Source organism: Campylobacter sp. MG1 (assembly GCF_026616895.1).
GTDB lineage: Bacteria > Campylobacterota > Campylobacteria > Campylobacterales > Campylobacteraceae > Campylobacter_E.
In genome coordinates this window covers 75,985-102,173 of the sequence record NZ_JANYME010000005.1, presented here as the reverse complement: position 1 = coordinate 102,173, position 26,189 = coordinate 75,985, and the positions used below count along the sequence as shown (strand labels likewise).

Sequence of the window (26,189 nt, the reverse complement as noted above, 5' to 3'; positions counted from 1 at the left end):
GTAATTTAAGATACAATCACAGCTTTATTTATGCCAAAAAGGAAAATATTATGAAAAAAGACATTCATCCAGATTATAAAAAATGCACTGTAACTTGTGCTTGTGGAAATACTTTTGTAACTAAATCAAATAAAGAAGAATTAAGAGTAGATATATGCTCAAGTTGTCATCCATTTTTCACAGGAAGTGAAAAAATCGTAGATGCTGCAGGTAGAGTTGAGAAGTTTAAGAAAAAATATTCAATGCAATAATGCTTTATTTTGTTCCTACACCAATAGGAAATCTAGGCGATATTTCATATCGTGCTTTAGAAGTCTTACAAGTTTGCGAGTTAATTTTTTGTGAAGATGTGCGAGTTTGTAAGGCTTTACTTAATTTATTAAGTAGTAAATATATTATAGAATTTAATATAAATAATTTCATATCACTACATTCACACAATGAAAAAGATTTTGATTTTTCTAAAATTGATTTTTCTAAAAATATAGCTTATTTGAGTGATGCAGGTATGCCTTGCATAAGTGATCCTGGAATTTCACTAGTAAAATATGCTCAAGAAAATGATATAAAATATAGTGTTTTGCCTGGTGTAAATGCTGCTATTACTGCACTTGTTGCAAGTGGGTTTTCTGATAAGGAATTTATATTTTTAGGATTTTTAAATATCAAAAAAAATCGTCAAGCTCAAATAGAAAATGCTCTAAATCAAAGCTATCCAACTATTATATATGAAGCCCCTACAAGGATTTTGGATTTAGTCTTAGATATTGCAAAAATTGATGAAGATAAAGAATTATTTTTAATTAAAGAAATATCAAAAATGTATGAAAAAACCTATAAAGATACTGCTAAAAATCTAGCAAATATTTTAAAAAATGAGAATTTAAAAGGCGAATGGGTAGTGGTTATAAATAATGAAAATTCTATTTCAAATTCTAATATAAATTCTCAAGATATTTTAAATCTTAATATAAGTTTAAAAGATAAAGCGAAATTATTGAGTAAATTAAATGGGCTTAGCCCAAAACAAAATTATGAAAATTTATTAAAGAGTGAAAAATGATAATTTACGGCAAACAAGTGCTAATGCACTATATTACAAAACATCCTGAAAAAATAGAAGAAATATATTTAGCAAAAGATTTAGATAAAGATAGCTTTAGACAAATTACAAAATTAGGCAAAAAAATCCATAAGTTAGATTTTATTAAAGCTCAAGCAATGGCAAAGGGTGGAAATCATCAAGGCTATTTAGCAAAAGTTAGCGAATACGAATTAGCAAATATAAATGAGTTTAAAAAATTTGAAAAAATTGTTTTATTGCACGAATTAAGCGATGTTGGAAATATAGGTTCAATTGCTAGAAGTGCTTATGCTTTAGGGTTTGATGGGATTATTCATTCAGGAAATAATATTAATATAGAAGCAGTTATGCGTTCTAGTGCTGGTGCTTTACTTGAATTAAAATTAGCATTTACTAAGGATATTTTAAGCTTGGTTAATGAATTTAAGCAAGTTGGTTTTAGCTTTTATGCTGCAAATAATTCAGAAAACGCTAAAGAGCATAATAAAATAAAATATGCTACAAAATCGGTTTTAGTTATGGGTAGCGAAGGTAATGGACTTAGTTCTAAGATTATTAAATCTTGTAATGAAGAAGTAAAAATTACTATGAAAAATAATTTTGATAGCCTAAATGTTAGTAATGCTTTTGCTATTTTAGGCGATAGGATGATAAATGAATGAAGTAGATTATTTAAAAAGTTTTAGTTTAAAGGAAATTGTTAATAAAACGCATTTAGATGAGGTTTTATTGAAAGCTATTATAGAAAGAGATTTTGAGAAATTAAAAAATGCAAATATAACAATGAATTTAAAAATATTAGAACGTGAGTATAATATAAATTTTGAAGATTGGTTGAAGGCATTTAATGATTATAAATTAAATAATTTTGTAGAAGGTGAAAAAGGACTTAGAGTAAAACCTAAATTGGTTAGTTATAATTCTATTAATGATAAGGTGAATTATACGACTTATTTAATTTATTTTTTAATAGCTATTATAATAATTGGTGGTGGTTTTTTTTATTATTTAAATTATATGCAAAATAATGAGAGTATAACCGTAGAAAATATTGAAAACAATCAAATTTCTAATGAAATACCTAATATTGAACCTATTCAAAATCAAGTTGTTGAAGAAGTATCTAATGAATTACCTGATACTAATAGCGAGGTTAATATTAATGATGAAAATACAAAAAATGAGAATGAATCTAATGTAAATAATAATACAAATGAAATGAAGCCTATTGATGCTAATTCTATTAGTTTGCAAATTAATGAGATAAAAAAAGACGTTGATGATAATAAAGAAGAAGTTATAAAACATAAATTAGGTTTTACACCATTTAATAAAAGTTGGGTAAATGTTATAAATTTATCCACTAAAGAAAGTAAAAATTATATGGTTGATAAGGGCATAGTTTTTGAAGAAGATGTATTAATACTTGTTGGTAATCATTTATTTACTTTGGATTTAGATGGTAATAATATAGAATTACCTACAAATGATAATGCTAGATATATTTTATTTAAAGATGGTGAAGTTAAATTTTTAACTAAAAAAGAATATAGCAAGATTGAAAAGGCTAAATAATGAAAAAGTTATTATTTTTATTTTTATTATCTATATTTGCTTATTCTAATTCATCGTATGAAATTGCTTCAAAATTGGTAAATGATAGTAGCAAGGATGCAAAACTTAGATTATTGTTTCCTGATGGTTCTTATATAAAAGATGGCAAACCTGATATTAAAGCTATAAATCAAATTTTAAAAATGAATTCACTTATCGCATACTCTTATTCTAAGGTTAAAAATATGCAGGTTAAATTTATAGCTAATGCAAAACCTGAAATATTTTTAAAATCCATTGTATTAGCCTATGAACAAATAGGAATTAATTATTATTTGATTAGTGAATATATTAAAAATTATGATGAGATAAGTATAGCATTTAAGATAGATTCAAAATTTAATATAGATTCTGGTGCATTATATGATGCATTTTATAAAATGGGAATTAGAATTATTGATGTTCATAAAGATGATGGTGATTTTATATATAGGTTAGATTTTTCAAATGCAAAAATTAATTCTAGTTTAGTTTTAAATAGTGGTGATGAATTAGAATTAACAAAACCATTAGACCCTTATTTTATTAAGGTAGTATCAGCTTCTAAAATAAATTTTGATATAGGTTTAAATACTTTATGGTATCCTAAGATTGAATTTTTAGATAAAAATTTAAATTTAATTAAATCATATTACAGCGATGATAATACAAGAAATTTATCACTAGAAATACCTAAATATTGTGAATATATTTTAGTTGGTGATAAATATACATTAGAGCATATTAAATTAGGAATGAAAATAGGGGTGCAGTAATGAAAATAGCATTATTAGGATATGGGACAGTTGCAAGAGGTGTTGCGGCTTTGATTGAAAAAAATTCTGATATTATTAAAAATAGATTTGGTGATAAATTAGATATAAATTTAGTATATGTAAAGTCAAAAAAGGATGATTGTCCTTATACTCAAACAAGTAATTTTGAAGATATTTTAAATAGTGATTGTGATGTAGTTTGTGAATTAATGGGCGGGACTACATTTGCTTATGAGTGTATTAAAAAAGCTCTTGAAAAAGGAAAACATGTAATAACAGCTAATAAAGCTTTACTTGCTTATTATCGTTATGATATTGAAAATATGCTAAAGCCTAATCAATATTTTGGCTATGAAGCAAGTGTTGCTGGCGGTGTGCCTATTATTAAAATTATTAAAGAAGGTTTAAGTGCAAATAAATTTATAAATATTAAAGGTATATTAAATGGCACTTCAAATTATATTCTTACAAAAATGCAAAATGAAGGCTTAAGTTATGAAATAGCTTTAAAACAAGCTCAAGAATTAGGCTATGCAGAGGCTGATCCTACATTAGATATTAATGGAATGGACGCAGCACATAAACTAACCATTTTAGCAAGTCTTGCATATGGAGTTAATATAAAACCTGAAGATATTTTGGTTCAAGGAATTGATAAGATTAGTAATGATGATTTTTATTTTGCTAAAGAATTTGATTATTGTATAAAGTTATTAGCTATAGCTAAGCAAGATGGCGATAATGTAGAATTAAGAGTTAATCCTACGATGATAGATAAAGGTAGTATTTTAGCTAATGTTAGCAATTCTATGAATGCTATTTTAGTAAAAGATAACGCATTGGGTGATAGTTTGTATTATGGAGCAGGTGCTGGTGGTATACAAACAGCTAGTGCTGTTTTAAGTGATTTGATGGAAATTGTAGATATTAAAAATAGAAAAATGTTAGGTTATAAAACTTGTCCTAGACTTAATTTAGTAAATATTGATGAAATTTGTACTAAATATTATTTAAGATTGATTGTAGATGATAAGATAGGTGTTTTAAAAGAAATTACTAGTCTTATGAGTAATAATGAAATTAGTATAGATAGTTTAATGCAACGCCCATCTAAAAATCAAAGTAGAGTTATTTTTATAACTACTCATATGGCAAATGAAAAGCAAATAAAAAAGGTTTTACAAGAATTAAAATCTCAAGATTTTGTAAAAGGTGATATAAATTTAATAAGAATAGAAGAATAATGATTCATTTATCATTTTGGACTATTATTTATAAAAGATAATTTTTATCCCATTTTAAAAATAGATAGAAAGCTTTATAAAAAAAGGAAAGGTTATGAAAGAAATTTATTTAGATAATAACGCTACTACTATGATAGACCCAGCAGTTTTTGATTTGATGAAACCTTTTTTACAAGAAAATTATGGTAATCCAAATTCACTTCATCGCTATGGTCAAGCTACACATAAAGCGTTAAATGATGCTTTAAATAAACTTTATAGTGGTTTAGGTGCTAGTGATTTTGATGATATTATCATCACCTCCTGTGCTACTGAGAGTATAAATTGGGTTATAAAAGGCGTTTATTTTGATGAAATTTTAAATAAAGAAAAGAATGAAATTATAACAAGTGGTGTAGAACACCCAGCAGTATCATCAGCATTAGAGTTTCTTAGAGTAAAATTAGGTGTAAAAATAACAAAATTACCTGTAAATAGTCAAGGAACCTGTAATCTTAGTGATTTAGCAGCTGTAATAAGCGATAAAACAGCACTTGTGAATGTTATGTGGGCGAACAATGAAACAGGAATGATTTTCCCTATTAAAGAATTAGCTCAAGTTGCACATGAGCACGGAGCTTTATTTCACACTGATGCAACCCAAGCAGTTGGTAAAATAAAAGTTGATTTTAGAAGTGCAGGAGTTGATTTTGCGTCATTTTCAGCACACAAATTCCACGGGCCAAAAGGCGTTGGTGGTCTTTATATAAAACAAGGTTTAAAACTTACTTCATTACTTCACGGCGGAGAGCATATGGGTGGTCGTAGAAGTGGGACATTAAATGTAGCTGGAATAGTTGGAATGGCAGAAGCGTTAAGACTTGCTAATTTAATGCTTGATTACGAAAATTCTCATATAAGAAGATTAAGAGATAAATTAGAAGATGAGATTTTAACAATTCCTGATGTTAGTGTAGTAGGAAATAGAATAAATAGGGTCCCTAATACTATTTTAGCAAGTATTAAGGGTGTTGAAGGTGAAGCGATGCTATGGGATTTAAATAAGGCTGGAATTGCAGCAAGTACAGGAAGTGCTTGTGCATCAGAGGCACTTGAAAGTAATCCTATTTTAGAAGCAATAGGAGCTCACGCTGATTTAGCTCATACGGCTTTAAGATTAAGCCTTAGTCGTTTTAATACAGAAAGTGAAATTGATTACGCAGCAGAACAAATTAAAGCAGCAGCTAAGCGTTTAAGAGCAATTTCTAGCACTTACGCTTATTCTCCAAGCTGGCTTAAAAAGGATAAATAATGGCAAAAAATAATTTAATAAGTGGTTCAATTTGGGATGAATACTCACAAAAAGTTCAAGATTTAATGAATAATCCAATTCATATGGGTGAGCTTACAGAAGAAGACGCAAAAGCTACTAATACAAGATTAATAGTTGCAGATTTTGGAGCTGAAAGTTGTGGCGATGCTGTTAGGCTTTATTGGTTAGTAGATGAAGATACTAATATTATTAAGGACGCAAAATTTAAAAGCTTTGGCTGTGGGACTGCAATTGCTAGTAGTGATACAATGGCAGGACTTTGTATAGGTAAAAGTGTTGATGAAGCTGTAAAAATTACAAATATAGATGTGGAATTTGCAATGCGTGATAATCCTGATACTCCTGCAGTTCCACCTCAAAAAATGCACTGCAGTGTAATGGCGTATGATGTTATAAAAGCTGCAGCAGCTCAATATAAAGGTATTAACCCTGAAGATTTTGAAGATGAGATTATAGTTTGTGAATGTGCTAGAGTAAGCCTAAAAACTATTAAAGAAGTAATAAAATTAAATGATTTAAAATCAGTTGAGCAAATTACTCAATATACTAAAGCAGGTGGCTTTTGCAAATCTTGTGTAAGACCTGGTGGTCATGAAAAAAGAGAGTATTATTTGGTTGATATATTGGCTGAAACTAGAGCTGAAATGGATAAAGAACGCTTGAAAAAAGCTAATTTAAGTGATAATTTTGATGATTTAACCGTTGTAAAACAAATTAAAGCAGTTGAAGAATTATTAGATACTGAAATTCGCCCAATGCTACATATGGATGGTGGAGATTTAGAAGTAATTGATATTCAAAAAAGTAGCGATGGAATGTGCGATTTATATATTAGATATCTAGGCGCATGTAGTGGCTGTTCTAGTGGAAGCACTGGGACATTGTATGCTATTGAAAACGTTCTTCAAGAAAATCTTAGTCCAAACATTAGAGTAATTCCAGTGTAAATTTATAGATAGGAAATTTTATTCCTATCTAAATTTTAAGTAAAAAATTATTTTTATAGATTTTTTATTAAATTTATATGTTGATTTTAAAATTTTTTCATTAAATTACATTTATGGATACTATATTTTAAATATTAATATTATTTTTATTTCTTAAAATCTTTTCAATTTTATTTTTTTGTTTTTCTATGTATTTTTCGCCTAGTGGTTGTATGTCTTTTTTGTTATCTAATTCATAACCACCTTTGCTAATAGCAGCTGAATTTCTTCTATATTCTGTATATAAAAAATAAACCGATAAATCATCAACAAAAGGCAATGAAACTAGCTTAGTTTTAGTTTGATATATTGTATAGGTTTTAAGTTTTATGCCGTTTTGACTAATCAAAATAATATAACTAACTAAAACATTTATTATAAAAAATACAAAATGAAAAGGAGAATAAAGTATTTTAAGAATAGGTTCATCCATTCTATAAGTCCAGCTTTTATCTTCTTCATTTTGTGTTTTAAACATTTCATACTCAAATATGAAAGAATAACTCAATACTGGACGCTTGGTTTTTAACCTAAAAACTATATCATTTTTATCTATAATTGCTGTTACTTTTTTAAAGCTTTTACCTATACCTAAAACACCGATATCATCTATTTCGTAGGTTTCAAAATATATATTTTCATTATCTACACTAATGTAAAAATCATTATTTTTAACAAATCTTAGTCTTTTTATCGGTCTATTAATAAAACATTCAAGAAGTGCATAAATAAAAAACGGCAAAACAAACAATAACTTATCTTGCTTTATCATCTCGCTAGTTGTTGGGTCTTGAATAGTAAATAATACACCTGCTTTATCTAAAAGAAAAATAATAATGCTAACTATAAAAAAAATCATAAAATAATCATAAAACAATCTAATAAGCTCTAAGCTATATAAATAATCGTTTTTTATTTTATAATCTTTTAAATTATTTATATTCAAATTTACCCTTTATAACTTGCAAAATGTTTTAGTTGCTTATTTAAATTTATACTATTAATTTGTAATAATTGATAGTTAATAAATATGTAATTGCAATTACTATATATTAATTTTTATAATTATAATTCACGCCTTTTCAATTTATTTTTAAGGAGATTTTATGACTTTTACAAAACCTAGCGATAGGCGTTTGGCTTTATCTTTTTGGATTGGAATTCTAGCTGGAATATTCGGTGCTATTGTTAAATGGGGCTGGGAAGTGCCATTTCCACCAAGAAATCCTAATTTTGTTTGGCCTCTTGATGCATTAGAAAGAACAACTCCACCTAAAATATTTTTAGAACAAATTGGTATGCCTACTGATTTTACTTATATGTTTTCAGGTATGGATATGCCTTTATCAATTTTCATTGTTCATGTTGGATTTTCAATTGTATTTGGTGTTATGTATTGTATGATTGCAGAAATTTGGCCTCGTATTAAAATGTGGCAAGGTGCTGTATTTGGATTCTTCGTATATTTATTCGCGCATGTAATTGTAATGCCTTTAATAGCACAAGTTCCACCTTTATCACAAATTCCATTTGATGAACATTTATCAGAAATATTTGGACATATTGTATGGCTATGGGGAATGGAAATAGTAAGAAGAGATATAAGAAATAGAATTACAAAATCACCTGATATAAGCATATCTTAATTAGATATGCTTGTAAATAATTAAAATAAATTTTTTAAATCATGTAGTTTAATAATAAATTAAAATTTAAGATAAATTTTTATAAATATTAATATACAAATGCGTTGTCTTAGTAGTTTTTTGAACTGTAATTTTATTTTGTATTTTTAAATAGCATGATTTTATTTATAAAATTTACTATTTACCAGCTTTTGCTATCTTAACTGTTAAAGTGTATTTGCTCATAATTTCTCCTTATTAATGTTTTGTTCTATCTACTGTAATTGCAAATTTTGTAAAATCACCCCTTATATTATCATCATCTATTAGATTTGTAATGACTGCTTTATATGTTTTATTCTCAGGTATAAAATAAAGTCTAAGATATCTTTCGGCTACAGAAACATCTTCGCCTTTAATATCCATAACCCTATAGCCATTTGCCTTTGTCTTTTCATTTGGTGTAGCAACTTTATCAAATACTAATATCTCATCACCATCTTTAGTAAGCTCATATATTTTAATATCAAGTGCAAATGGATAATAAGGATTATCTCGTATATTATCTTCTATTTTTTTATCATATAAATCAACTAAGTAAAAATCCTTACCAATTTCACCATATCTAAATCTTAAAGGATAAAAAACATAAAACCCTAAACGCTCTCCTATATCTTTTCTTTGTGGCTTAAAGATTATTTCAATTTTAGATCCTTTTTTGCTTAAATCAAATAAAGTATATATGGGAGTTTTTGGTATTTTATCTTTATGAAACATATCAAATAATCCAGCATTTAATAATGAAACTAACATAAGTGATAATCCAAGTTTCTTAAACATTTAAACTCCATTGTTTTTTCATATCATATCATTATTTAAGAATATTTTTTGGTTTGTAAATGTGTTTTTAAAGTTTTTATAATTATTGTTTTATAATATTTGTAGATAAATGATTATAATTTTAATTCAATAATATTTCCATATTTTTTAAACATAAAATCATAATTAGCATAGCTATAATCTGCATTTATTGTTATATCGTTATCCAGTGTTATTTTATAAATTTTTAATCTTTTAACATCATCTATTGAAGTTATGAAAAATGGACTATCAACCTCATTAAAAAGAAAAAAATTACCTTGTAAAATATCACAATTATCACAGCAATTACTCATATTGCTTGTTTGTGTAGTTTTTGAAAATCGCATTTTATAATTATATTTTTCTTGAATATATTTTATTAATTTTTCAGGTATAGGCTCAATAGCACCGACTATATGGATATCATCATCATTAGAAAAATTTATATAATCATCATCTATATTTATATATTTATCAATCCCAAAGCCAATTACTCTTGTTTCTTTACCACATTTAAAGCAGTTTTGTTTGCCTTCAATAAGATATAAATTATCAATTATAATAATATTACCATTAATAAATTTTATGAATTTATGATAATCTTTTCTATCATTTACATACCATTTTTTTAATTCTGGATTCCATCTAGCACCTAATTTTTTAGCCTCATCTTTTTCGTTATAATTAACATCTAATAAAAGCATATTATTTTATTTCTTTTACTCCACAATCTTTCATCATATCTATAAATTCATCTTGCAAAGCTTTTTCTTTTTGTGCGATTTCTTCTAATCTTTTTTTTTCAGCTTGAAGTTTTTCGTTCTCAACTATGTCAGTTTTTATTTGTTTTAGTGAATCTAAAAAATCCATATAAAATTCCTTTTAATAATTTTTATGATTTTATTTTATTTTGTTAATTATTTAGCTTAATTTTTTTATAATTGTTATTAAAATAGCTATAAAAATTAATAAAAATCCTAAAATTTGTATATACCCTAAACTAGTTTTAAGCCAAAAATGTGAAATTAGAGTCGCTACTATTGGCACTGATGATGATAAAATAGTGCTTTTTGCTGCTCCTATTTTATTTACTCCTGTCATGTAGAAAATAAATGGAAACATTGTTCCAAAAAGTAAAATTGTAAAAAAAGCAAGTAAAATTTGTAAATTTAAAGTAACTTCTATATCCCAAACACCTTTACTTACAAAAAATACTATCCCACAAATACTCATTGAAATTCCAAGCACAAAAATAGGAGAATATATAGTGTTTATTTTTCTTGGTATGATTGAGTTAGCAACAAAGCCTACCATTGATAGAATGCACATTAGCAATGCAAAAGGAGTGATTAAAATTTTATCTAAATGTCCGTTGGTTACAAGCAAAAAAGCTCCTAAAAATACTAAAATAAAGGCTAAAAATTCTTTAATTGTAGGTATTCTTTTTTCTTCATAACATACTATTAATATTATAAAAACTGGTGCACTAAATTGTATTATAGTAGCGATGGCTGAGTTGCTAAGCATAACGCCGTAAAAATAAAAATATTGAGAAAAGAATATCCCAAAAATTGTAAAACTTATTAAACTAATTAGGTGTTTTTTATTTTTAAAAATCTTAGTTGTAAATAAATTTTTATAATACCCTAACATTAGCATTAAAGTCCCAGCTATTAAGAACCTATAAGCTATTATTGCATCTAAATTTACATGATTAATTTGTGTTAGAAATTCTATACAAGGTCCATTAAAACCCCAAAATATTCCACTAAATATTACTAAAATAGCACCTTGATTATTACTCATTTTTCTCCCTTATAGTTAGTTATTAGATTATATAGTTAAATTATAATTTTGTATTTTTTTTGAAGGATTTTTATGAATTTCAAATATTTTAATAACTTTCAATTAATTTGGTTTTTAATTTTTGCTTTTATGTTTTCTTTAGTTATGTTTTCACATTATTTTTTTCAGAATTATTTATATATGCGTCCATGTGAATATTGTGTTTATATAAGATTTGTTATGCTTTTATTAAGTTTTTCAGCTTTAATTATTTTTATAAGTCCTAAAAAAATTATTCAATTTATATCTTTTATTTTAATTTTTTATTCAATTTTTATGGGTTTTTATTACTCTTATATTTTAAATTTGATTCACAATGCTGTAAATAGCGATGATTTATTTTCAAATGCACCAAATTGTTTTTTGAATCCTAAATTTCCTTTTAATTTACATTTAGAAAAATATTTTCCTAGTTTTTTCACCCCTGAAGGATTGTGCGGGATTGATAGCCCTTATGTTATAGAGAGTGTGAAATTAGATAAAATTCAAGAATTTTTTATAGGAACAAGTGATAATGCTTATAAAGATGGGTTATATTCTAATGGCTGGTATTTAATCCCTAGTTTTAAATTTATAAATATGGCAAAGGCTTGTTTTATTATTTTTAGTGTAAATTTTGTGATAATTTTGATTTTATTTATTAATTTTATAATGAGTTTTGAAGATAAAAAAATTTTATATTCTATCTTAATTTTATCACTTAGTATAGCATTGATTATTATCGGAAACATCACAAAATATTAATAAATAATTAAGATTACAATATTAAAATAAAAATATAATTTTAATTTAAGGAGATTAAGATGAAAGTCTTAAAAAAAGTTTCAAGTTCATTGGTTTTAGCTACTATGCTAATGGGGGGGGGTAATTTATTTGCTTTAAGCGAAGGTAATGAATACATTACATTAAGCACTCCTATCCCAAATGCTCAAAATTCAGTTTATGAAGTATGGTCTTATAGATGCACACATTGCTATTCACATCATAAAGCAAAAACTATGGAAAAAATCCAAGCTGCATTCCCTGATGTAAAAGTTGGATATTTATTAGTAAAAACTATGGGAGATTATGGCAAGCAAGCTGCTGAAGTTTTAGCTTATGCACAAAATGAAGATGAAAAAGCAGGAAGAAAAGTTGCTGACGCACATAGCTTACACCATAAAGTAAGTGATGCTTATTTTTCAGCTTATTTTAAGAAAAATCAAAGATGGGGAAATGGTGCTGAGCCAGATAAATTTTATGAAACAGGTCTAAAAGCTTTAGGAATTGATAAAGCAAAATTAGATGAGTTTTTAGCTACTCCTAAGGCTCAAGAAATCATTGCTTCTTATGAAATCGCTGACCCTATTTCAAAAAATTTCGGAACTCCAGGTTTTGTAGTTAATGGAAAATATGAAGTAAATATTTCAAAAATTGGCTCGCCTGAAGCTTTAGTTGAGGTTATTAAAGAATTACTTAGTATGTAAGGAGTTTTGCTATGAAGCTTCTTAATAAATTAACAAGCCTACAAGAAGGTAGGCTTTTATGGATATTAATGGTTATTGTTACACTAGGTCTTACTTGTGTAGCACATTATTTCTTTCAAGATTATTTATATATGCAGCCTTGCGAACAATGCGTATATATTAGATATGCAATGATAGTAATGGCAATAGGTGGCATAATAGCAGCTGTTTATCCACATCAACTAACTAGAATTATTGGATATACTTTAGGTTTTTATGGTTGTTTAATAGGTTTTGGATTTTGTATAACTTTAAATGAAATTCACGAAGCAGTGCATAATGCAAATGCTTTTGGTGGAGTGCAAGGTTGTAGAGAAATTCCAATATATCCTTTTGCATTGCCTTTACACGAATTAGCACCAGGTTGGTTTTTACCTACTGGAGAATGTGGTCTTGATAATCCTATCGTGCCTGAAGATGCTTATGCTACTTTAAGTTCTTTTCAACAATTTTTCGTAGGAACTGAAGCGGGCGATTTTGAAGATGGATTTTATTCGCAAGGTTGGTATTTAATACCTAGTTTGCATTTTATGAATATGGCAATTGCATGTTTATTATGCTTTGTATGTTGTTTTGTTGCACTTTTAGCAATGTTTATAGGCTTTATATCAAAACCTTGCAAATGTGCAAAAATTGGTGCTATTATTGTAATAGCTATTACTTTGATTTTATTTTTTAGTGGAAATGCTATTAAAGCAGCAAAAATTGCTTCAATGGCAGCTGGAATTTAGGAGTTATTATGAAAAGTAAATTATTAATGAGTTTAGCTTTAGGTGCAGCTATATTTTCAACTCAAGCCTATGCTATTGGTGGTGCTAGTGGTCCAGTTAGTTATAAAGCGGTTGGGCAAATTGGTGCTGTTATGATGAATCCTTATAAAATCGCTCCACTTACAGCTGTTATTAAAAATGGTGGTTATGATATAAAAGATGTTAGTGTTAGTGTTGTTGGTAAAGAAAATGGTGGTATAACAATTTCATATAATCCTAGCAATAAAGATATTTTAACTCATGGTGGAATACCTGTTTTTGGACTTTATCCTGATTATGTAAATACTGTGAAGGTAAGTTATACTAGAAGTGTAGGTAAAGAAAATGCAGAAAAAATTAATGAAGAATATAAAATTTATGCTCCACCAGTTTATAATTTAGGAACAGGCACAAATCAAGCTGGTATATTACCAAATGCTGAAGTTGTTAAAAAATCTGATGATAAGTTTAAAAATAATCTTTATTTAATTAATCACATAATTCGTGCATCACTACCAAATAGCGGTGAAGCTGTTTGGAATCATCCATCAGGCGGTGCTATGGAGTGGGACTTAGAACCTTATGTATGGATGGTAGATACAAATGGGGATATTAGATGGTATTTAAAAACTGATGAAATTAGAGATCCAAATAATATTTATAAAAAAGGTAATATGATGGGTTTTGTTCAAACCAAAGATGGTAATTTACTTTGGGGAATGGGACAAAGATATATGAAATATGATTTAATGGGTAGAGAAATCTTTAATCGTCGCTTACCATTAGGTTATGTTGATTTTTCTCATCACATAGAAGAAACAGATAAAGGCACATATATACTTAGAGTTGCAAGTGGTGATCAAAAACGAAAAGATGGTAAAAATGTAAGAAGTGTTCGTGATGTTATTATAGAGCTAGACTCTAATGGCAATGTATTAGATGAATGGAAGACTTATGATATTTTAGATCCTTATAGAGATACAAATTTGTTAGTACTTGATCAAGGTGCAGTGTGTCTAAATGTGGATGAGCAAAAAGCTGGAAAGGTTGCATCTAAGGAAGATTTAGAAGATAAAAATTCTCCATTTGGTGATGTTACAGGCGTTGGAGTTGGTCGTAATTGGGCTCATATTAATAGTGCAAATTATGATAAAAGAGATGATAGTGTTGTTTTATCAATTCGCCATCAAAGTGCAGTTGTAAAACTAGGTAGAGATAAGAAAATAAAATGGATATTGAGTGCTCATAAAGGTTGGGGTGATGAATTTAAAAAATATTTACTACAGCCAGTTGATAGTAAGGGTAGAAAAATTGAATGCGATGATGGTTATAGTAAATGTCCTGGATATGAAAATACTGAAGGTGGTTTTGATTGGTCTTGGACACAACATACTGCATATGTAATTCCAAGTATGTCAAATAAAGATGAAGTTTATGTTAGCGTATTTGATAATGGAGATACTAGAGGTATGGAACAACCTGCATTTCCAACAGATAAATATTCTCGTGGCGTAATATATAAAATTAATGAGAAAAAAATGACAGTTGAGCAAGTATGGGAATATGGTAAAGAAAGGGGATTTGATTGGTATAGCCCTATAACTTCTATAACTGAGTATTTTCCAAAAACAAATTCAGTATTTATGTATTCAGCTACTGCAGGTTTAGGAAAATTACTTACAAAAACAGGTGTAACTGAGCCAATTTTAAATGAAGTTGATTATAAGACAAAAGAAGTGCTATTTGAATTAAGATTTAAAAATATGGGTGGAACTATAGGTTATCGTGCTTATCCTATTCATATAGATGAAGCATTTAAGTAATGTAATTGTTAATGTATTAATTTTTTAAAGGAGATTAAAATGAAAAAGGTATTGAGTTTATTTGCAGCAGCTGCAATTCTTTCAACAAGTGCTTATGCTATAGGTGGTGCTAGTGGTGCTAAGATTGATTGGTATGTTCAAGGTAAATTAGGAGCTGTAAATTTAAATCCTTATGGATATTCTCCATTAACAGCTGTTATTATGAATGGCGGTTATGAATTAAGTGATATTGAAGTAACGATAGTTCCAAAAGAAAATGGACAAATTATTAAATATCAAGTTGATTCTCAAAGAGCTAAGACTTATGGGGGCATTCCTGTTTTTGGGCTTTATCCTAATTATCAAAATACTGTTAAGGTAAGTTATACAAAAAAAATAAATGATAAGGTTGAAAAAGTTGTAGATGAAATTTATAAAATAACTACTTCGGGTGTAAATATGACACCTAGTGGTAGTGCCATGCAAAGAGGTGTTCCTTTTGAAAGTGTGAAAGTATTAAAAGTTGAACCTGAATTTGCAAATAGACTTTATTTAGTAAATAATGCTCCGGGAAAAATAGCAGCACACAGTTCAAAATCAGTTTGGAATAATCCAGTAGGTGGTGCTATGGAATGGGATGAAAGTTCAAATGCATTTATAATTGATACTAAAGGTGAGATTAGATGGTATTTTGATGCTGATAAACTTATGGATTGGAATAACATATATAATCGTGGTATTATGATGGGTTTTCATCAAAATACAGATGGTGCGTTTTCTTTTAGTTTTGGACAAAGATATGCAAAATATGATTTGATGGGTAAAGAAGTGTTTAATAGACAACTACCACTAAATTATATTGATGCATCTCACGCTGTTGATAATATGCAAAATGGACATTATTTATTAAGGGTTGCTTCAGCTCATGCATTAAGACCAGATGGAAAAAGTGTAAGAACAGTTCGTGATGTGATAGTTGAGGTTGATGAACATGGTAATGTTGTTGATGATTGGAAACTTTTTGAAATTTTAGATCCATATAGAAGTAATGTGATAAAAGCATTAGACCAAGGTGCAGTATGTTTAAATGTTGATGCTAGTAAAGCAGGACAAACTATAAGTGATGAAGAGTTAGCAAAACTTGATAGTAGTGATAAATTTGGAGATATAGCAGGAACTGGTGTTGGTCGTAATTGGGCCCATGTAAATAGTGTTGATTATGACCCAACTGATGATAGCATCATAATCTCATCTCGCCATCAAAGTGCTATTATTAAAATTGGCCGTGATAAAAAGGTAAAATGGATTTTAGGTGCTCATAAAGGTTGGAATGATAAATTTAAAGCAGCTTTATTACAACCTGTTGATAGCAAAGGTAAAAAAATTGTTTGTGATGATGAATATAGTAAATGTCCAGGATACGAAAATTCTGAAGGTGGATTTGACTTTACATGGACACAGCATACAGGTTGGAGAATTGATTCAAAATCAGACAAAAGATATATTTATATAAGTGCATTTGATAATGGTGATGCTAGGGGTATAGAACAACCTGCTTTTTCAACAGATAAATATTCTCGTGCTGTAGTTTATAAAATAGACCAAAAAAATATGACAGTTGAGCAAGTGTGGGAATATGGAAAAGAGCGTGGAAATGAGTGGTATAGCCCTGTTACATCGCTTACTGAGTATTATAAAGATACAGATTCTATAGTAACTTATAGTGCAACTGCTGGAATGGCATTTGATTTAAGTGCTGGTAAGGCTATAGGTGAGCCAAAGCCAGAGATTGATGAATTTAAATGGGGAAGTAAAACTCCATCAGTTCAAATTCAATTTACAGGAACAGGAATTGGTTATCAAGCGATGCCTGTTAGCTTAGAAAAAGCGTTTAAATAAAATTAAAAAATTAAAGGAGAAAAATATGAATAAAATTTTAAGTTGGTTTGCAGCAGCTGCAATTCTTTCAACAAGTGCTTATGCTATAGGTGGTGCTAGTGGAGCAGCTATTGACCATGAAAAGCAAGGTAAGATAGGCGAAGTAATAATGAATCCTTACAAAATCGCTCCCCTTACAGCAGTTATTAAAAATGGTGGTTATAAATTAAGTGATGTTAGTGTTGAAATTGTTCCTAAGGAAAATGGAGTTCCTCTAAAATATAATGTTGCTAATAAATTTTTATTAACTCACGGTGGAATTCCAGTTTTTGGACTATATCCTGATTATTATAATACGGTTAAGGTTAGCTATACAAAAGAAGCAAATGGTAAAAGTGAAAGAATAGAAAACGAAGAATATAAATTATATGCAGCAGCTATTTATGTAGAGCCTAGTGGAACTAAATTTAAAAAAGGTGCATTCTTTTCAAATGTAGAAGTAAAAAAAGTTGATAATGAATTTAAAGATAGATTATATTTTGTTAATAATATTGATAAAAAAGGTGGACAAGCAGCTAGAGTTGTTTGGAATAATCCAACTGGAGGCGCTCTTGAGTGGAATTATTATCCAGAAAATTATATTTTAGATACAGCTGGCGATGTTCGTTGGTATATGTTTGCAAATCCTATATATGATTTTGACCAACAGTATAAATCTGGTGTTATGATGGGTTTCCAACAAGATAGTGATGGTGCTTTAGTTTGGGGATATGGTCAAAGATATGCAAAATACGACATAATGGGAAGAGAGATTTTCAATCGTCGCTTACCTGCTAATTATGTAGATTATTCTCATCAATTAGATATAGCTTCAAATGGTAATTATTTTTTAAGAGTTGCAAGTGCTGATGCAATTCGTCCTGACGGCAAACATGTAAGAACGGTAAGAGATGTTATTGTAGAAATTGATAGAGATGGTAATGTGGTTGATGATTGGAGATTATACGAAATACTTGATCCATATAGAGATATAGCATTAAAAGTATTAGACCAAGGTGCGGTATGTCTAAATGTTGACGCTAATAAAGCAGGACAAACTTTAAGTTCAGATGATATATCTAAACTTGATAGTAGTGATAAATTTGGAGATATAGTAGGAAGTGGTGCTGGTAGAAACTGGGCTCATGTAAATAGCGTAAGTTATGATAAAATTGATGATAGTATTATTATTTCATCTCGCCATCAAAATGCAGTTGTAAAAATTGGTCGTGATAAAAAAATCAAATGGATTTTAGGTGCTCATAAAGGTTGGAAAGATGAGTTTAAAAAATACTTATTACAACCTGTGGATAATAAAGGTAAAAAAATTGAGTGTGATGATGAATATAGTAAATGCCCAGGATATGAAAATCCTGAAGGCGGATTTGACTTCACTTGGACTCAGCACACAGCTTATATTATTAATGAAATGAGTAAAAAAGGTATTACTTATATAACAGTTTTTGATAATGGAGATAGTCGTGGTATGGAACAACCTGCGTTTCCAACTGATAAATACTCTCGTGCAGTTGTTTATAAAATAGATGAGAAAAAAATGAGCGTTGAACAAGTTTGGGAATATGGAAAAGAGCGTGGAAATAGTTGGTATAGTCCAGTTACTTCTATTACCAAATATAATTCTGATAAAAAATCAATATCAGTTTATTCAGCAACTGCTGGAGGTGATTTTGATATGGCAAAAGGTGCGTGGTTATCAGCTCCAAGCCCTTATTTAATGGAATTTAAATATGGAGCAAAAGAACCAAGTGTTGAAATGCAAATTAAAGATGCGACTGGTTATCAAGCGTGGCCGTTTGATTTAGGCAAAGCACTTAGTAAATAATTTTAAGCCCATTTTGGGCTTAAAATATATAAGATATATTAAAATTATATGTTCTACTATTATCATAATTAAAACATACTTCATTGTTACAATTAAATACTCCTATTGTATTTTTAGAATTTGTTATGTTGCTTATATTGAAATTTGCAATTAATTGATTATTTTTTAATTTTTTTATATAGCTTAATCCTAAATCCCAAGTGTAGTAATGTTTAAGTCTAATATCGCTATATATTCGTTTTTTTAATGCATTATCATATGTATTAAAAAGATTATTAGAACTTGAATGAAATGTAAAATAATTATTTAATTTAAAATTATTATAAATTAAAGTATGGGTTAGATTTGCTGTAAATGGTTCATAAATAAATGGTAATTCACTAGATTTAATGATTTTATTATGATATATAATATCATAGCCTTTATTGCTAGAATATTCCATCGTACTACCAGTTTTATGTATATAACTAAGGTTTAAATCAAAATAATTTTGAGTATTAAAAATATTTAATGGCTTACTACTAGATAAATTAAGGCTTATAATATCACTATTTGTTTTTTTATCATTGTGATAAACGCTATAATTATTCTCAACTCCATCAATGTTTTCTAAGCCTAAATCTTTTTGACTTGATGAATAAATTTCGTTATAAGTTTTACGTTTAACATATTTTAAAAGCATTTTAAAATAATTAAATTCGGCGTTATAATAAACGCTAAATTCGTTAGCATAAGGGCTTTTAAGTCCTTTAAATACTCTATCTTTTTTCCATTTGTTTTTAAGCACCCAAGTATCATCATAACTAGTTCTTGTATATTCCTCATATCCACTAAAATAATCATCAAAAAGTAAATATGTTAAAAGTCCTTTATCAAAATATTTATTAAAACCAAATCCTAAAGCCTGATTGTCGCTTAAATAATATTCTACTCCACTTCTAGGTGCTAGATTAAATTTTTTACTTAAACTATCATAATCACCCCTTAATCCAAGTCTTAACCTAAAATTATCATAATTTGCATTCCCTTCAATAAATACACCATAATTATTTATATATTTTTTACTATTTGCATAATGTGTTTCATAGTATTGAAAATATTGATTATTTATACAGCTTTTATCATTTAGTTTACAGTTTAAATTATTTTGTAAAGGAGTTGGATTTTCATATCTTGTATAAGGGCTTATTCTATTTATTTCTCCTTGGTTTTTAATAAATTCAAAACCAAAATTAAAATCATATGTTAGATTTTTAGCTTTAAATTCATTTGTTTTTAAATCAATTTTATATTGATAGCTTTTTTCTTTTTGTAATGTATCACCTAATCCACCATAGCTTTGTTTTGCTCCTGATGGCAAAATGAGTTGGTATTGCACTTTGTTATCATAAATTCTTGATGAATTAGATTTTAAAAATGATAAATGTTGATTTATTTGTAAATTTTTTAAATTACTTTCTAAATTAAAAGCAATGCTATAACCACCATATTTTACATTCATATTAGAATTAATTACGCCTTCTTGAAATTGTTTAACACTCATAGGATTATATAAAAATACTGAATATAGTGTATGATTTTCATAGTCTTTTTGAGTTTTTAATAATATAGTATTAGTTCTTTCGCTTACGCTATCAATGGTATAAATATCTTTCTTTTTTACTTTTGCTTTAGAATAATTATCACTCACAAAAAATAAAAAACCAAAAGTATCATTTAAATAAGAACTAAAATCAGCACTTAAATATCTTTTATAATAATTGCTAAAATCTTGGTATCCATATCCTGTAGAATAATTTTGTCTAATTTTTTCATCAATGAAAGCGTTTTCTTGTGTTGTATAAGACATATTAATTGCTCCACTAGGTTTTTTTGTTGGATTTTTTATTTTTCCATCAATTACTCCACCTAAAAATCCTCCGTAACTAGCACTTACAAAACTATCATGCACATTTAAATTTTCAAGTAATGATGAATCAATATTTAGTCCGTAAGAGCCTAAAGATGGATTAAACCATACATTTTTATATAGATATTTATATCTATTAGGAGCTATTGTGCTTGTAATATTTATACCATCTACATACATTTGATTTTGATAAGTTTTTGCTCCATTTATAGAAAAATCCTCTGGTTTTAACGAATATGAATTAGTGGTATTTTTATCTACACTTACTCTTATATTTGTATGTTTTTTTAAAAGTTCATCTAAGCTATGATTTATTTTATTTTGATTATTTATATATTCTTTATTGTAAAGTGTGCTAGAAAATCCTATGTAATCGGTATTTAAACTATTATCATATATATGAATTTCATCTAAAGTTACAGCATTTAAACTAAGTGATACAAGTATGTATATTTTATAAAATTTCAAATTACCCCTGCCAATCCAATGTTTTATTATAAATTAATTTAATTTTAATGTCGCTTTATAACCTTCTTTTTCAAGGCACTTTAGCAATTTTTTTTCATCATATTTTTTATCATTAATAATTAAAGTTTTATTATTTAAATTTACATTATAGTTTTTAGTAATTTTATTAGCACAAAAACTAATAAAATCTACACAAACCTCACAAGCCATATCTTTTATATAATAAGTATTCGCATATAAATTTATAGCAAAAAGCGTTATTATTAACGCTTTCATTGTTGTATAGCCTTATAACCTGCTTCATTTATTTTTGCAACAATCTCTTTTATATCAACATCTTCGCCAAAAGTTAAAATTAAATCTTTCGTTTTAAAATCAGGTTTATAATCTTTTACCTTAGCTATATTTTCAGTTGCAGCTATAATTTTTTTAGCACAACCACCACAACCCATATTTTTGACATTTAATATGTAGGTAACATCAGCAAATAAGAAATTTGCAATGAAAGTTAAGAAAAATACTTTTTTCATAATTACTCCTTAAAATTAATAATTTTTTAATTTTAGTATATTATTAGTAAATATTGATAAAGAATTTTATTTTTAATAAGAATAAATCAGTGTAATTAAAATGCTAAATTTCAGCATTGAAATTTAGCATTTTTTAAATATTATTTCACTTCGCCCATATGAGGTTTAAGCATAAATTCAGGGCTTAAAATCTTATCAAGTTTTTCTTTATCCATTAATTTACGCTCTAAAACTAAATCATAAACTCTTGCACCAGTTTTTAGTGCAACTTTTGCAATACTTGCACTATTTTCATAGCCTATATAAGGATTTAGTGCGGTTACAATTCCAACGCTATTCATTACGAAATTTTCACAAATTTCTTTATTAGCCGTGATTCCATCTATACATTTATCAGCTAATGTTTTCATAGCACGCTCTAGCATACAAATACTATGTAATAAACTATATGCTGCAAGTGGTTCAAATACATTTAATTGTAATTGTCCGCCCTCGCAAGCTAAAGTAACGCTAACATCAGCACCGATTACATAATAGCATACTTGATTTACCACTTCAGGGATAACTGGATTTACCTTACCTGGCATAATTGATGAGCCTGGTTGCATTTTTGGTAAGTTAATTTCATTTAAGCCACATTTTGGACCACTAGAAAGTAATCTTAAGTCATTGCAAACTTTGCTAAGTTTTGTTGAAACTCTTTTTAAAACCCCACTAATTTGAACAAATGCACTTGTATCTTGAGTAGCTTCTATTAAATCATCTGCTATTACGAAATTTGCACCTGTAATTTGTTGTAAATATTTAGCGACTATTGGTGGATAATTAGGGTGAGAATTAATTCCAGTTCCAATAGCAGTAGCACCTAAATTTACTTCTAAGATTTGTTCTCTAGCACTATTTACTCTTTTTATATCAGCACCTATCATAGCAGCAAATGTTTGAAATTCTCTCCCTAAAGTCATAGGAACGGCATCTTGAAGCTGGGTTCTACCCATTTTTATAATATCTTTAAATTCAATTGCTTTTTTTTCATAAGATTTTCTAAGATACTCCATAGCATCCATTAAATCGCCTAAATAATCATATAAAGCTACACGAATACTTGTTGGATATGCATCATTTGTGCTTTGAGATAAATTTACATGGTCGTTTGGATGACAATATTCATATTCACCTTTTTTATGCCCCATATATTCAAGTGCTATATTTGCTATAACTTCATTTGCATTCATATTTGTAGAAGTTCCTGCACCACCTTGAATCATATCTACAATAAATTGGTCTTGATATTTTCCAGCTATTAATTCATCACAAGCAAAACAAATAGCATTTTTAATTTCATCACTAATTAATTTTAGTTCGTGATTTGCTAATGCAGCTGCTTTTTTTACTTTAGCAAAAGAAGTAATAAACCTTGGAAAATCTTTAATGCGTTTTCCTGAGATATCAAAATTTTGTACAGCCCTTAATGTTTGTACACCGTAATAACAATTATCAGCAATTTCTAGTTCACCAATAAAATCGTGTTCTTTTCTCATTAAATCTCCTTTAATCCTTTTATTTAGGATAAATTTGTTAATTTTTTCAATTAATATTATAGGATAAGTTTATAACTAAAAATTAATTAAGGATATTTATGTTTGAATGGTTGTTTTCTATTGAGGGATGGCTTAGTTTTTTAACTTTAACATTGCTTGAAATTGTATTAGGTATCGATAATATCATATTTTTAACTATATTAGTATCTAAGTTACCTAAACATTTGCAAAATCGTGGGCGAATTCTAGGTCTTGGTTTTGCTATGTTAACTCGTATAGCACTTTTATTTAGTATTTTTTGGCTTACTAAACTTACTAAACCTTTATTTATTGTATTTGGTAATGAAATTAGTGGAAGAGATTTAGTTTTATTAGGTGGTGGTATATTTTTAGTTTTTAAATCTATAAAAGAAATTTTTGAAATGTATAAAGATGAACATGAAGAAAAAGAATTTAAAGCAAGTGCAAATTTTTTTATTGTGATAATTGAAATAGCTTTAATTGATATAGTATTTTCGCTAGATAGTGTAATTACTGCTGTAGGAATTGCTAATGATTTGTCAATAATGGTAACAGCTGTGATAATTGCCGTTTTATTTATGATGTTTGCTTCTAAATTTATTAGTGATATTGTTGATAGATTTTATGAGCTTAAAATGCTTGCATTGTTATTTTTAGTACTTGTAGGTGGAGTTTTAATTGTTGAAGGTTTAGGACTTCATGTAGATAAAGCTTATATTTATTCAGCACTTGGTTTTTCGCTAATCGCAACTATTTTAAATATTTTAAAAAAGGCTAAAGATGAAGAATAATTTTACTGAATTTGTTTTAAAGCATTTTGGAATATTTTTATATTTTACACTAAGCAATATTTTTTGCTTAGTGTTGTTTTCTAATAAGAATATAAATCAAGGAATTATTCAAGATTTAAAATATATAAAATCTACTTCAGTTACACTAATTTTTATAATCTTATTTGTATATTTTCTAATCTATATTCTAAAATCTAAAATCCCTTATGGGGGGGGGGTGGATTTTAAGATTTTTAATAATTTATAATTTCTTTGTAATCTTTATTCAATCTTTTTTAGTAATTAATTTTAATAATTTTTTAAATCCAAGTTTCTTAGAAGCATTTTTAAATACAAATATGGCTGAAAGTATTGAGTTTGTATCAATATATATTAATTTTAAATTCTTTGGAATTTTAATTTTTATGATTGTGGCTTTAATTTTATTAAAAATTAAAATAAATATAAAGATAAATAACAAATTAAACATAGCTTTTATTATTTTAATATTTGTAGTTTGCTTTGGGAATGATTTAAGAAGAGCTATTAAATATGATTTTAGTAGATATATAAATATTCCTTTTATTAAATTTAATAAAGAATTAATTTATACAGATGATATTTTGATTAATTCTAAAATAATGCAAGAGAGTTATTTAAAAATTGCTAATAATCACGAAAAATTAAAAGCTAATGAAAACATAAAAAATATAGTTTTAATAATAGGAGAAAGCTCAAGAAGAAGTGCTTATCAAGACTACGGGCAAGGATTAAACACCACACCTAATCTAATAAATATAAAAAATAAAATAATTTATTCTGATGTTATTGCCCCTTATGCTTCTACAAATCCAGTAATGAGTGTATTACTTAATTTTGCTAATTTAGATAATTTAAGTGAAAGAAAATTTTATGAGAATTTAGACATTATTAATTTATTCAAATTAGCAAATTACAAAACCTTTTGGATATCTAATCAAGACTATATTAGCGAATGGGGAAATAATGCCGCTAGTGTTGGTATTATGAGTGATTTTTCTTATTTTACAAATAAATATATGAGCTCTAGCGATACTTTAAGTTATGCAAAATATGATGGGGTTTTATTGCCTATTATTAAAAACCTAAAATTAAGTGATAATAATTTCATAGTAATTCATCTTTTAGGAAATCACGGAAATTATAAAAAACGCTATCCTAAAGAATTTGCAAAATTTAATGAAAGCGATATTAAAACTAATATAAGCGATAAAAAAAGCATAGCAGAATATTATAATTCCATACTTTATACTGATTATATAATTCAAAATATTTATGATATATTTAAAAATGATGATAGTTTGATAATTTATTTAAGCGACCATGCTGAAAGCTTATATGATGATAAAAGCAAATCTGTTTTAGGGCATATTTTAGATAAAATTACTGCCGAAATACCTTTTATAATCCTTTATTCAAATTCTTTTGAAGAAAATCATAAAAAACTATTAAAAGATTTAAATAAAGCTAAAGATTTACCTTTTATGAGCGATGATTTAATACATTTAATTTGTGATATTGCAGATATTGATACAAAAGAATTTGAATTGAGTCGTAGTATTATTAATGATAAATATGATAAAGAAAGAAAAAGAATATTTTCAAATGAATTAAATTATGACTAAGTTTTAAATAAATATATAATAAAAAAAATATTAAATTTTAATAAAAATAATAATAATTAAAATTTTTTATTTTGATAATGATTTTAAGATTAAATTTAGTTTATAAAAATAAAATAGAAACTTTAAATCTCATTTTAAGGATAA

27 protein-coding genes are annotated in these 26,189 nt (G+C 27.2%); 18 read left to right on the top strand and 9 right to left on the bottom strand.

Annotated features, from left to right (window positions below; all coding sequences use genetic code 11):
- The first annotated feature begins 50 nt into the window (after positions 1-50).
- From rpmE to NY022_RS05470, 8 genes are all read left to right on the top strand, one after another.
- Entirely contained in the window at positions 51-251 is a 201-nt protein-coding gene (gene rpmE, locus NY022_RS05505) for a 50S ribosomal protein L31 (RefSeq protein ID WP_214116903.1), read from the top strand.
- Positions 251-1,063 carry a 16S rRNA (cytidine(1402)-2'-O)-methyltransferase gene (gene rsmI / locus NY022_RS05500; RefSeq protein ID WP_267524248.1) on the top strand — a complete coding sequence of 271 codons (813 nt, stop codon included), beginning with the start codon at positions 251-253 and terminating at the stop codon, positions 1,061-1,063. Before rpmE ends, rsmI begins: the two co-directional genes overlap by 1 nt.
- Entirely contained in the window at positions 1,060-1,746 is a 687-nt protein-coding gene (locus NY022_RS05495) for a TrmH family RNA methyltransferase (RefSeq protein WP_214116899.1), read from the top strand. The genes rsmI and NY022_RS05495 overlap by 4 nt, the downstream gene beginning before the upstream one ends.
- Positions 1,739-2,659, top strand: coding sequence for a hypothetical protein (locus tag NY022_RS05490; protein WP_267524246.1), 921 nt, complete (start codon positions 1,739-1,741; stop codon positions 2,657-2,659). The genes NY022_RS05495 and NY022_RS05490 overlap by 8 nt, the downstream gene beginning before the upstream one ends.
- A complete protein-coding gene (locus tag NY022_RS05485) occupies positions 2,659-3,453 on the top strand; it encodes a hypothetical protein (protein ID WP_267524243.1) in 795 nt (264 codons plus the stop codon). The genes NY022_RS05490 and NY022_RS05485 overlap by 1 nt, the downstream gene beginning before the upstream one ends.
- Entirely contained in the window at positions 3,453-4,697 is a 1,245-nt protein-coding gene (locus NY022_RS05480; protein ID WP_267524240.1) for a homoserine dehydrogenase, read from the top strand. Before NY022_RS05485 ends, NY022_RS05480 begins: the two co-directional genes overlap by 1 nt.
- Positions 4,698-4,791: 94 nt before the next feature.
- Complete coding sequence (locus NY022_RS05475) at positions 4,792-5,988, top strand: NifS family cysteine desulfurase (RefSeq protein WP_267524238.1); 1,197 nt, start codon at positions 4,792-4,794, stop codon at positions 5,986-5,988.
- Positions 5,988-6,956 (top strand): iron-sulfur cluster assembly scaffold protein, encoded by a 969-nt coding sequence (locus tag NY022_RS05470; protein ID WP_267524236.1) that lies wholly within the window; start codon positions 5,988-5,990, stop codon positions 6,954-6,956. The genes NY022_RS05475 and NY022_RS05470 overlap by 1 nt, the downstream gene beginning before the upstream one ends.
- Positions 6,957-7,083: 127 nt before the next feature.
- On the opposite strand, the gene NY022_RS05465 is transcribed toward NY022_RS05470, so the two are convergent.
- A complete protein-coding gene (locus NY022_RS05465; RefSeq protein WP_267524234.1) occupies positions 7,084-7,941 on the bottom strand; it encodes a hypothetical protein in 858 nt (285 codons plus the stop codon).
- Between the two features lie 160 nt (positions 7,942-8,101).
- On the opposite strand from NY022_RS05465, the gene NY022_RS05460 reads away from it, so the two are divergent.
- Positions 8,102-8,641 carry a YagU family protein gene (locus NY022_RS05460; protein ID WP_267524232.1) on the top strand — a complete coding sequence of 180 codons (540 nt, stop codon included), beginning with the start codon at positions 8,102-8,104 and terminating at the stop codon, positions 8,639-8,641.
- Between the two features lie 237 nt (positions 8,642-8,878).
- Here NY022_RS05460 and NY022_RS05455 read toward each other — a convergent pair whose 3' ends face one another.
- The 4 genes from NY022_RS05455 to NY022_RS05440 all read right to left on the bottom strand — a co-directional run bounded on the left by NY022_RS05455 (position 8,879) and on the right by NY022_RS05440 (position 11,287).
- Positions 8,879-9,460: a hypothetical protein gene (locus tag NY022_RS05455; RefSeq protein WP_267524230.1), complete on the bottom strand. Its 582-nt coding sequence runs from the start codon at positions 9,458-9,460 to the stop codon at positions 8,879-8,881.
- 113 nt (positions 9,461-9,573) lie between these two features.
- On the bottom strand, positions 9,574-10,185 hold the full coding sequence (locus NY022_RS05450) for a DUF5710 domain-containing protein (protein WP_267524228.1): 612 nt from the start codon (positions 10,183-10,185) through the stop codon (positions 9,574-9,576).
- A gap of 1 nt (position 10,186) precedes the next feature.
- Positions 10,187-10,351 carry a hypothetical protein gene (locus NY022_RS05445; protein ID WP_267524226.1) on the bottom strand — a complete coding sequence of 55 codons (165 nt, stop codon included), beginning with the start codon at positions 10,349-10,351 and terminating at the stop codon, positions 10,187-10,189.
- Between the two features lie 51 nt (positions 10,352-10,402).
- Positions 10,403-11,287, bottom strand: a complete 885-nt coding sequence (locus tag NY022_RS05440) for a DMT family transporter (RefSeq protein ID WP_267524224.1) — start codon at positions 11,285-11,287, stop codon at positions 10,403-10,405.
- A 72-nt stretch (positions 11,288-11,359) separates the two neighbouring features.
- Here NY022_RS05440 and NY022_RS05435 point away from each other — a divergent pair, with 72 nt between their 5' ends.
- The 6 genes from NY022_RS05435 to NY022_RS05410 are packed head-to-tail and all read left to right on the top strand — an operon-like array spanning position 11,360 to position 19,142.
- Positions 11,360-12,070 (top strand): disulfide bond formation protein B, encoded by a 711-nt coding sequence (locus tag NY022_RS05435; RefSeq protein ID WP_267524222.1) that lies wholly within the window; start codon positions 11,360-11,362, stop codon positions 12,068-12,070.
- Between the two features lie 59 nt (positions 12,071-12,129).
- Entirely contained in the window at positions 12,130-12,792 is a 663-nt protein-coding gene (locus tag NY022_RS05430) for a thiol:disulfide interchange protein DsbA/DsbL (protein ID WP_214116882.1), read from the top strand.
- Between the two features lie 11 nt (positions 12,793-12,803).
- Positions 12,804-13,562, top strand: a complete 759-nt coding sequence (gene dsbI / locus NY022_RS05425; protein ID WP_267524219.1) for a protein-disulfide oxidoreductase DsbI — start codon at positions 12,804-12,806, stop codon at positions 13,560-13,562.
- Positions 13,563-13,570: 8 nt separating this feature from the next.
- A complete protein-coding gene (locus tag NY022_RS05420; protein ID WP_267524217.1) occupies positions 13,571-15,403 on the top strand; it encodes an aryl-sulfate sulfotransferase in 1,833 nt (610 codons plus the stop codon).
- Positions 15,404-15,442: 39 nt separating this feature from the next.
- Positions 15,443-17,281, top strand: a complete 1,839-nt coding sequence (locus NY022_RS05415) for an aryl-sulfate sulfotransferase (RefSeq protein WP_267524215.1) — start codon at positions 15,443-15,445, stop codon at positions 17,279-17,281.
- Positions 17,282-17,306: 25 nt separating this feature from the next.
- Positions 17,307-19,142, top strand: coding sequence for an aryl-sulfate sulfotransferase (locus NY022_RS05410; protein ID WP_267524213.1), 1,836 nt, complete (start codon positions 17,307-17,309; stop codon positions 19,140-19,142).
- A 19-nt stretch (positions 19,143-19,161) separates the two neighbouring features.
- Here the strand turns inward: NY022_RS05410 and NY022_RS05405 are convergent, their stop codons facing one another.
- From NY022_RS05405 to aspA, 4 genes are all read right to left on the bottom strand, one after another.
- Complete coding sequence (locus tag NY022_RS05405; RefSeq protein WP_267524212.1) at positions 19,162-21,519, bottom strand: TonB-dependent receptor plug domain-containing protein; 2,358 nt, start codon at positions 21,517-21,519, stop codon at positions 19,162-19,164.
- Between the two features lie 33 nt (positions 21,520-21,552).
- Positions 21,553-21,795, bottom strand: coding sequence for a hypothetical protein (locus NY022_RS05400; RefSeq protein WP_267524210.1), 243 nt, complete (start codon positions 21,793-21,795; stop codon positions 21,553-21,555).
- Positions 21,792-22,049, bottom strand: coding sequence for a heavy-metal-associated domain-containing protein (locus NY022_RS05395; protein ID WP_267524208.1), 258 nt, complete (start codon positions 22,047-22,049; stop codon positions 21,792-21,794). The genes NY022_RS05400 and NY022_RS05395 overlap by 4 nt, the downstream gene beginning before the upstream one ends.
- A 140-nt stretch (positions 22,050-22,189) precedes the next feature.
- Positions 22,190-23,590, bottom strand: a complete 1,401-nt coding sequence (aspA, locus tag NY022_RS05390; RefSeq protein WP_267524206.1) for an aspartate ammonia-lyase — start codon at positions 23,588-23,590, stop codon at positions 22,190-22,192.
- Positions 23,591-23,688: 98 nt separating this feature from the next.
- Between aspA and NY022_RS05385 the strand changes: the two genes are divergently transcribed.
- Genes NY022_RS05385 through NY022_RS05375 form a run of 3 tightly spaced genes read left to right on the top strand, consistent with a single transcriptional unit; the run spans position 23,689 to position 26,045 of the window.
- The gene (locus tag NY022_RS05385) at positions 23,689-24,402 is read left to right on the top strand and encodes a TerC family protein (RefSeq protein WP_267524204.1); all 714 of its coding nucleotides are present in this window, start codon (positions 23,689-23,691) and stop codon (positions 24,400-24,402) included.
- Positions 24,392-24,649 (top strand): hypothetical protein, encoded by a 258-nt coding sequence (locus NY022_RS05380; protein ID WP_267524202.1) that lies wholly within the window; start codon positions 24,392-24,394, stop codon positions 24,647-24,649. The genes NY022_RS05385 and NY022_RS05380 overlap by 11 nt, the downstream gene beginning before the upstream one ends.
- Complete coding sequence (locus NY022_RS05375) at positions 24,609-26,045, top strand: phosphoethanolamine transferase (RefSeq protein ID WP_267524201.1); 1,437 nt, start codon at positions 24,609-24,611, stop codon at positions 26,043-26,045. The genes NY022_RS05380 and NY022_RS05375 overlap by 41 nt, the downstream gene beginning before the upstream one ends.
- Positions 26,046-26,189: the final 144 nt, after the last annotated feature.

Coding starts and splice junctions, on each gene's coding strand:
- rpmE (WP_214116903.1), top strand. CDS start 51: ATGAAAAAAGACATTCATCCAGATTATAAAAAATGCACTGTAACTTGT.
- rsmI (WP_267524248.1), top strand. CDS start 251: ATGCTTTATTTTGTTCCTACACCAATAGGAAATCTAGGCGATATTTCA.
- NY022_RS05495 (WP_214116899.1), top strand. CDS start 1,060: ATGATAATTTACGGCAAACAAGTGCTAATGCACTATATTACAAAACAT.
- NY022_RS05490 (WP_267524246.1), top strand. CDS start 1,739: ATGAATGAAGTAGATTATTTAAAAAGTTTTAGTTTAAAGGAAATTGTT.
- NY022_RS05485 (WP_267524243.1), top strand. CDS start 2,659: ATGAAAAAGTTATTATTTTTATTTTTATTATCTATATTTGCTTATTCT.
- NY022_RS05480 (WP_267524240.1), top strand. CDS start 3,453: ATGAAAATAGCATTATTAGGATATGGGACAGTTGCAAGAGGTGTTGCG.
- NY022_RS05475 (WP_267524238.1), top strand. CDS start 4,792: ATGAAAGAAATTTATTTAGATAATAACGCTACTACTATGATAGACCCA.
- NY022_RS05470 (WP_267524236.1), top strand. CDS start 5,988: ATGGCAAAAAATAATTTAATAAGTGGTTCAATTTGGGATGAATACTCA.
- NY022_RS05460 (WP_267524232.1), top strand. CDS start 8,102: ATGACTTTTACAAAACCTAGCGATAGGCGTTTGGCTTTATCTTTTTGG.
- NY022_RS05455 (WP_267524230.1), bottom strand. CDS start 9,460: ATGTTTAAGAAACTTGGATTATCACTTATGTTAGTTTCATTATTAAAT.
- NY022_RS05450 (WP_267524228.1), bottom strand. CDS start 10,185: ATGCTTTTATTAGATGTTAATTATAACGAAAAAGATGAGGCTAAAAAA.
- NY022_RS05445 (WP_267524226.1), bottom strand. CDS start 10,351: ATGGATTTTTTAGATTCACTAAAACAAATAAAAACTGACATAGTTGAG.
- NY022_RS05440 (WP_267524224.1), bottom strand. CDS start 11,287: ATGAGTAATAATCAAGGTGCTATTTTAGTAATATTTAGTGGAATATTT.
- NY022_RS05435 (WP_267524222.1), top strand. CDS start 11,360: ATGAATTTCAAATATTTTAATAACTTTCAATTAATTTGGTTTTTAATT.
- NY022_RS05430 (WP_214116882.1), top strand. CDS start 12,130: ATGAAAGTCTTAAAAAAAGTTTCAAGTTCATTGGTTTTAGCTACTATG.
- dsbI (WP_267524219.1), top strand. CDS start 12,804: ATGAAGCTTCTTAATAAATTAACAAGCCTACAAGAAGGTAGGCTTTTA.
- NY022_RS05420 (WP_267524217.1), top strand. CDS start 13,571: ATGAAAAGTAAATTATTAATGAGTTTAGCTTTAGGTGCAGCTATATTT.
- NY022_RS05415 (WP_267524215.1), top strand. CDS start 15,443: ATGAAAAAGGTATTGAGTTTATTTGCAGCAGCTGCAATTCTTTCAACA.
- NY022_RS05410 (WP_267524213.1), top strand. CDS start 17,307: ATGAATAAAATTTTAAGTTGGTTTGCAGCAGCTGCAATTCTTTCAACA.
- NY022_RS05400 (WP_267524210.1), bottom strand. CDS start 21,795: ATGAAAGCGTTAATAATAACGCTTTTTGCTATAAATTTATATGCGAAT.
- NY022_RS05395 (WP_267524208.1), bottom strand. CDS start 22,049: ATGAAAAAAGTATTTTTCTTAACTTTCATTGCAAATTTCTTATTTGCT.
- aspA (WP_267524206.1), bottom strand. CDS start 23,590: ATGAGAAAAGAACACGATTTTATTGGTGAACTAGAAATTGCTGATAAT.
- NY022_RS05385 (WP_267524204.1), top strand. CDS start 23,689: ATGTTTGAATGGTTGTTTTCTATTGAGGGATGGCTTAGTTTTTTAACT.
- NY022_RS05380 (WP_267524202.1), top strand. CDS start 24,392: ATGAAGAATAATTTTACTGAATTTGTTTTAAAGCATTTTGGAATATTT.
- NY022_RS05375 (WP_267524201.1), top strand. CDS start 24,609: ATGGGGGGGGGGTGGATTTTAAGATTTTTAATAATTTATAATTTCTTT.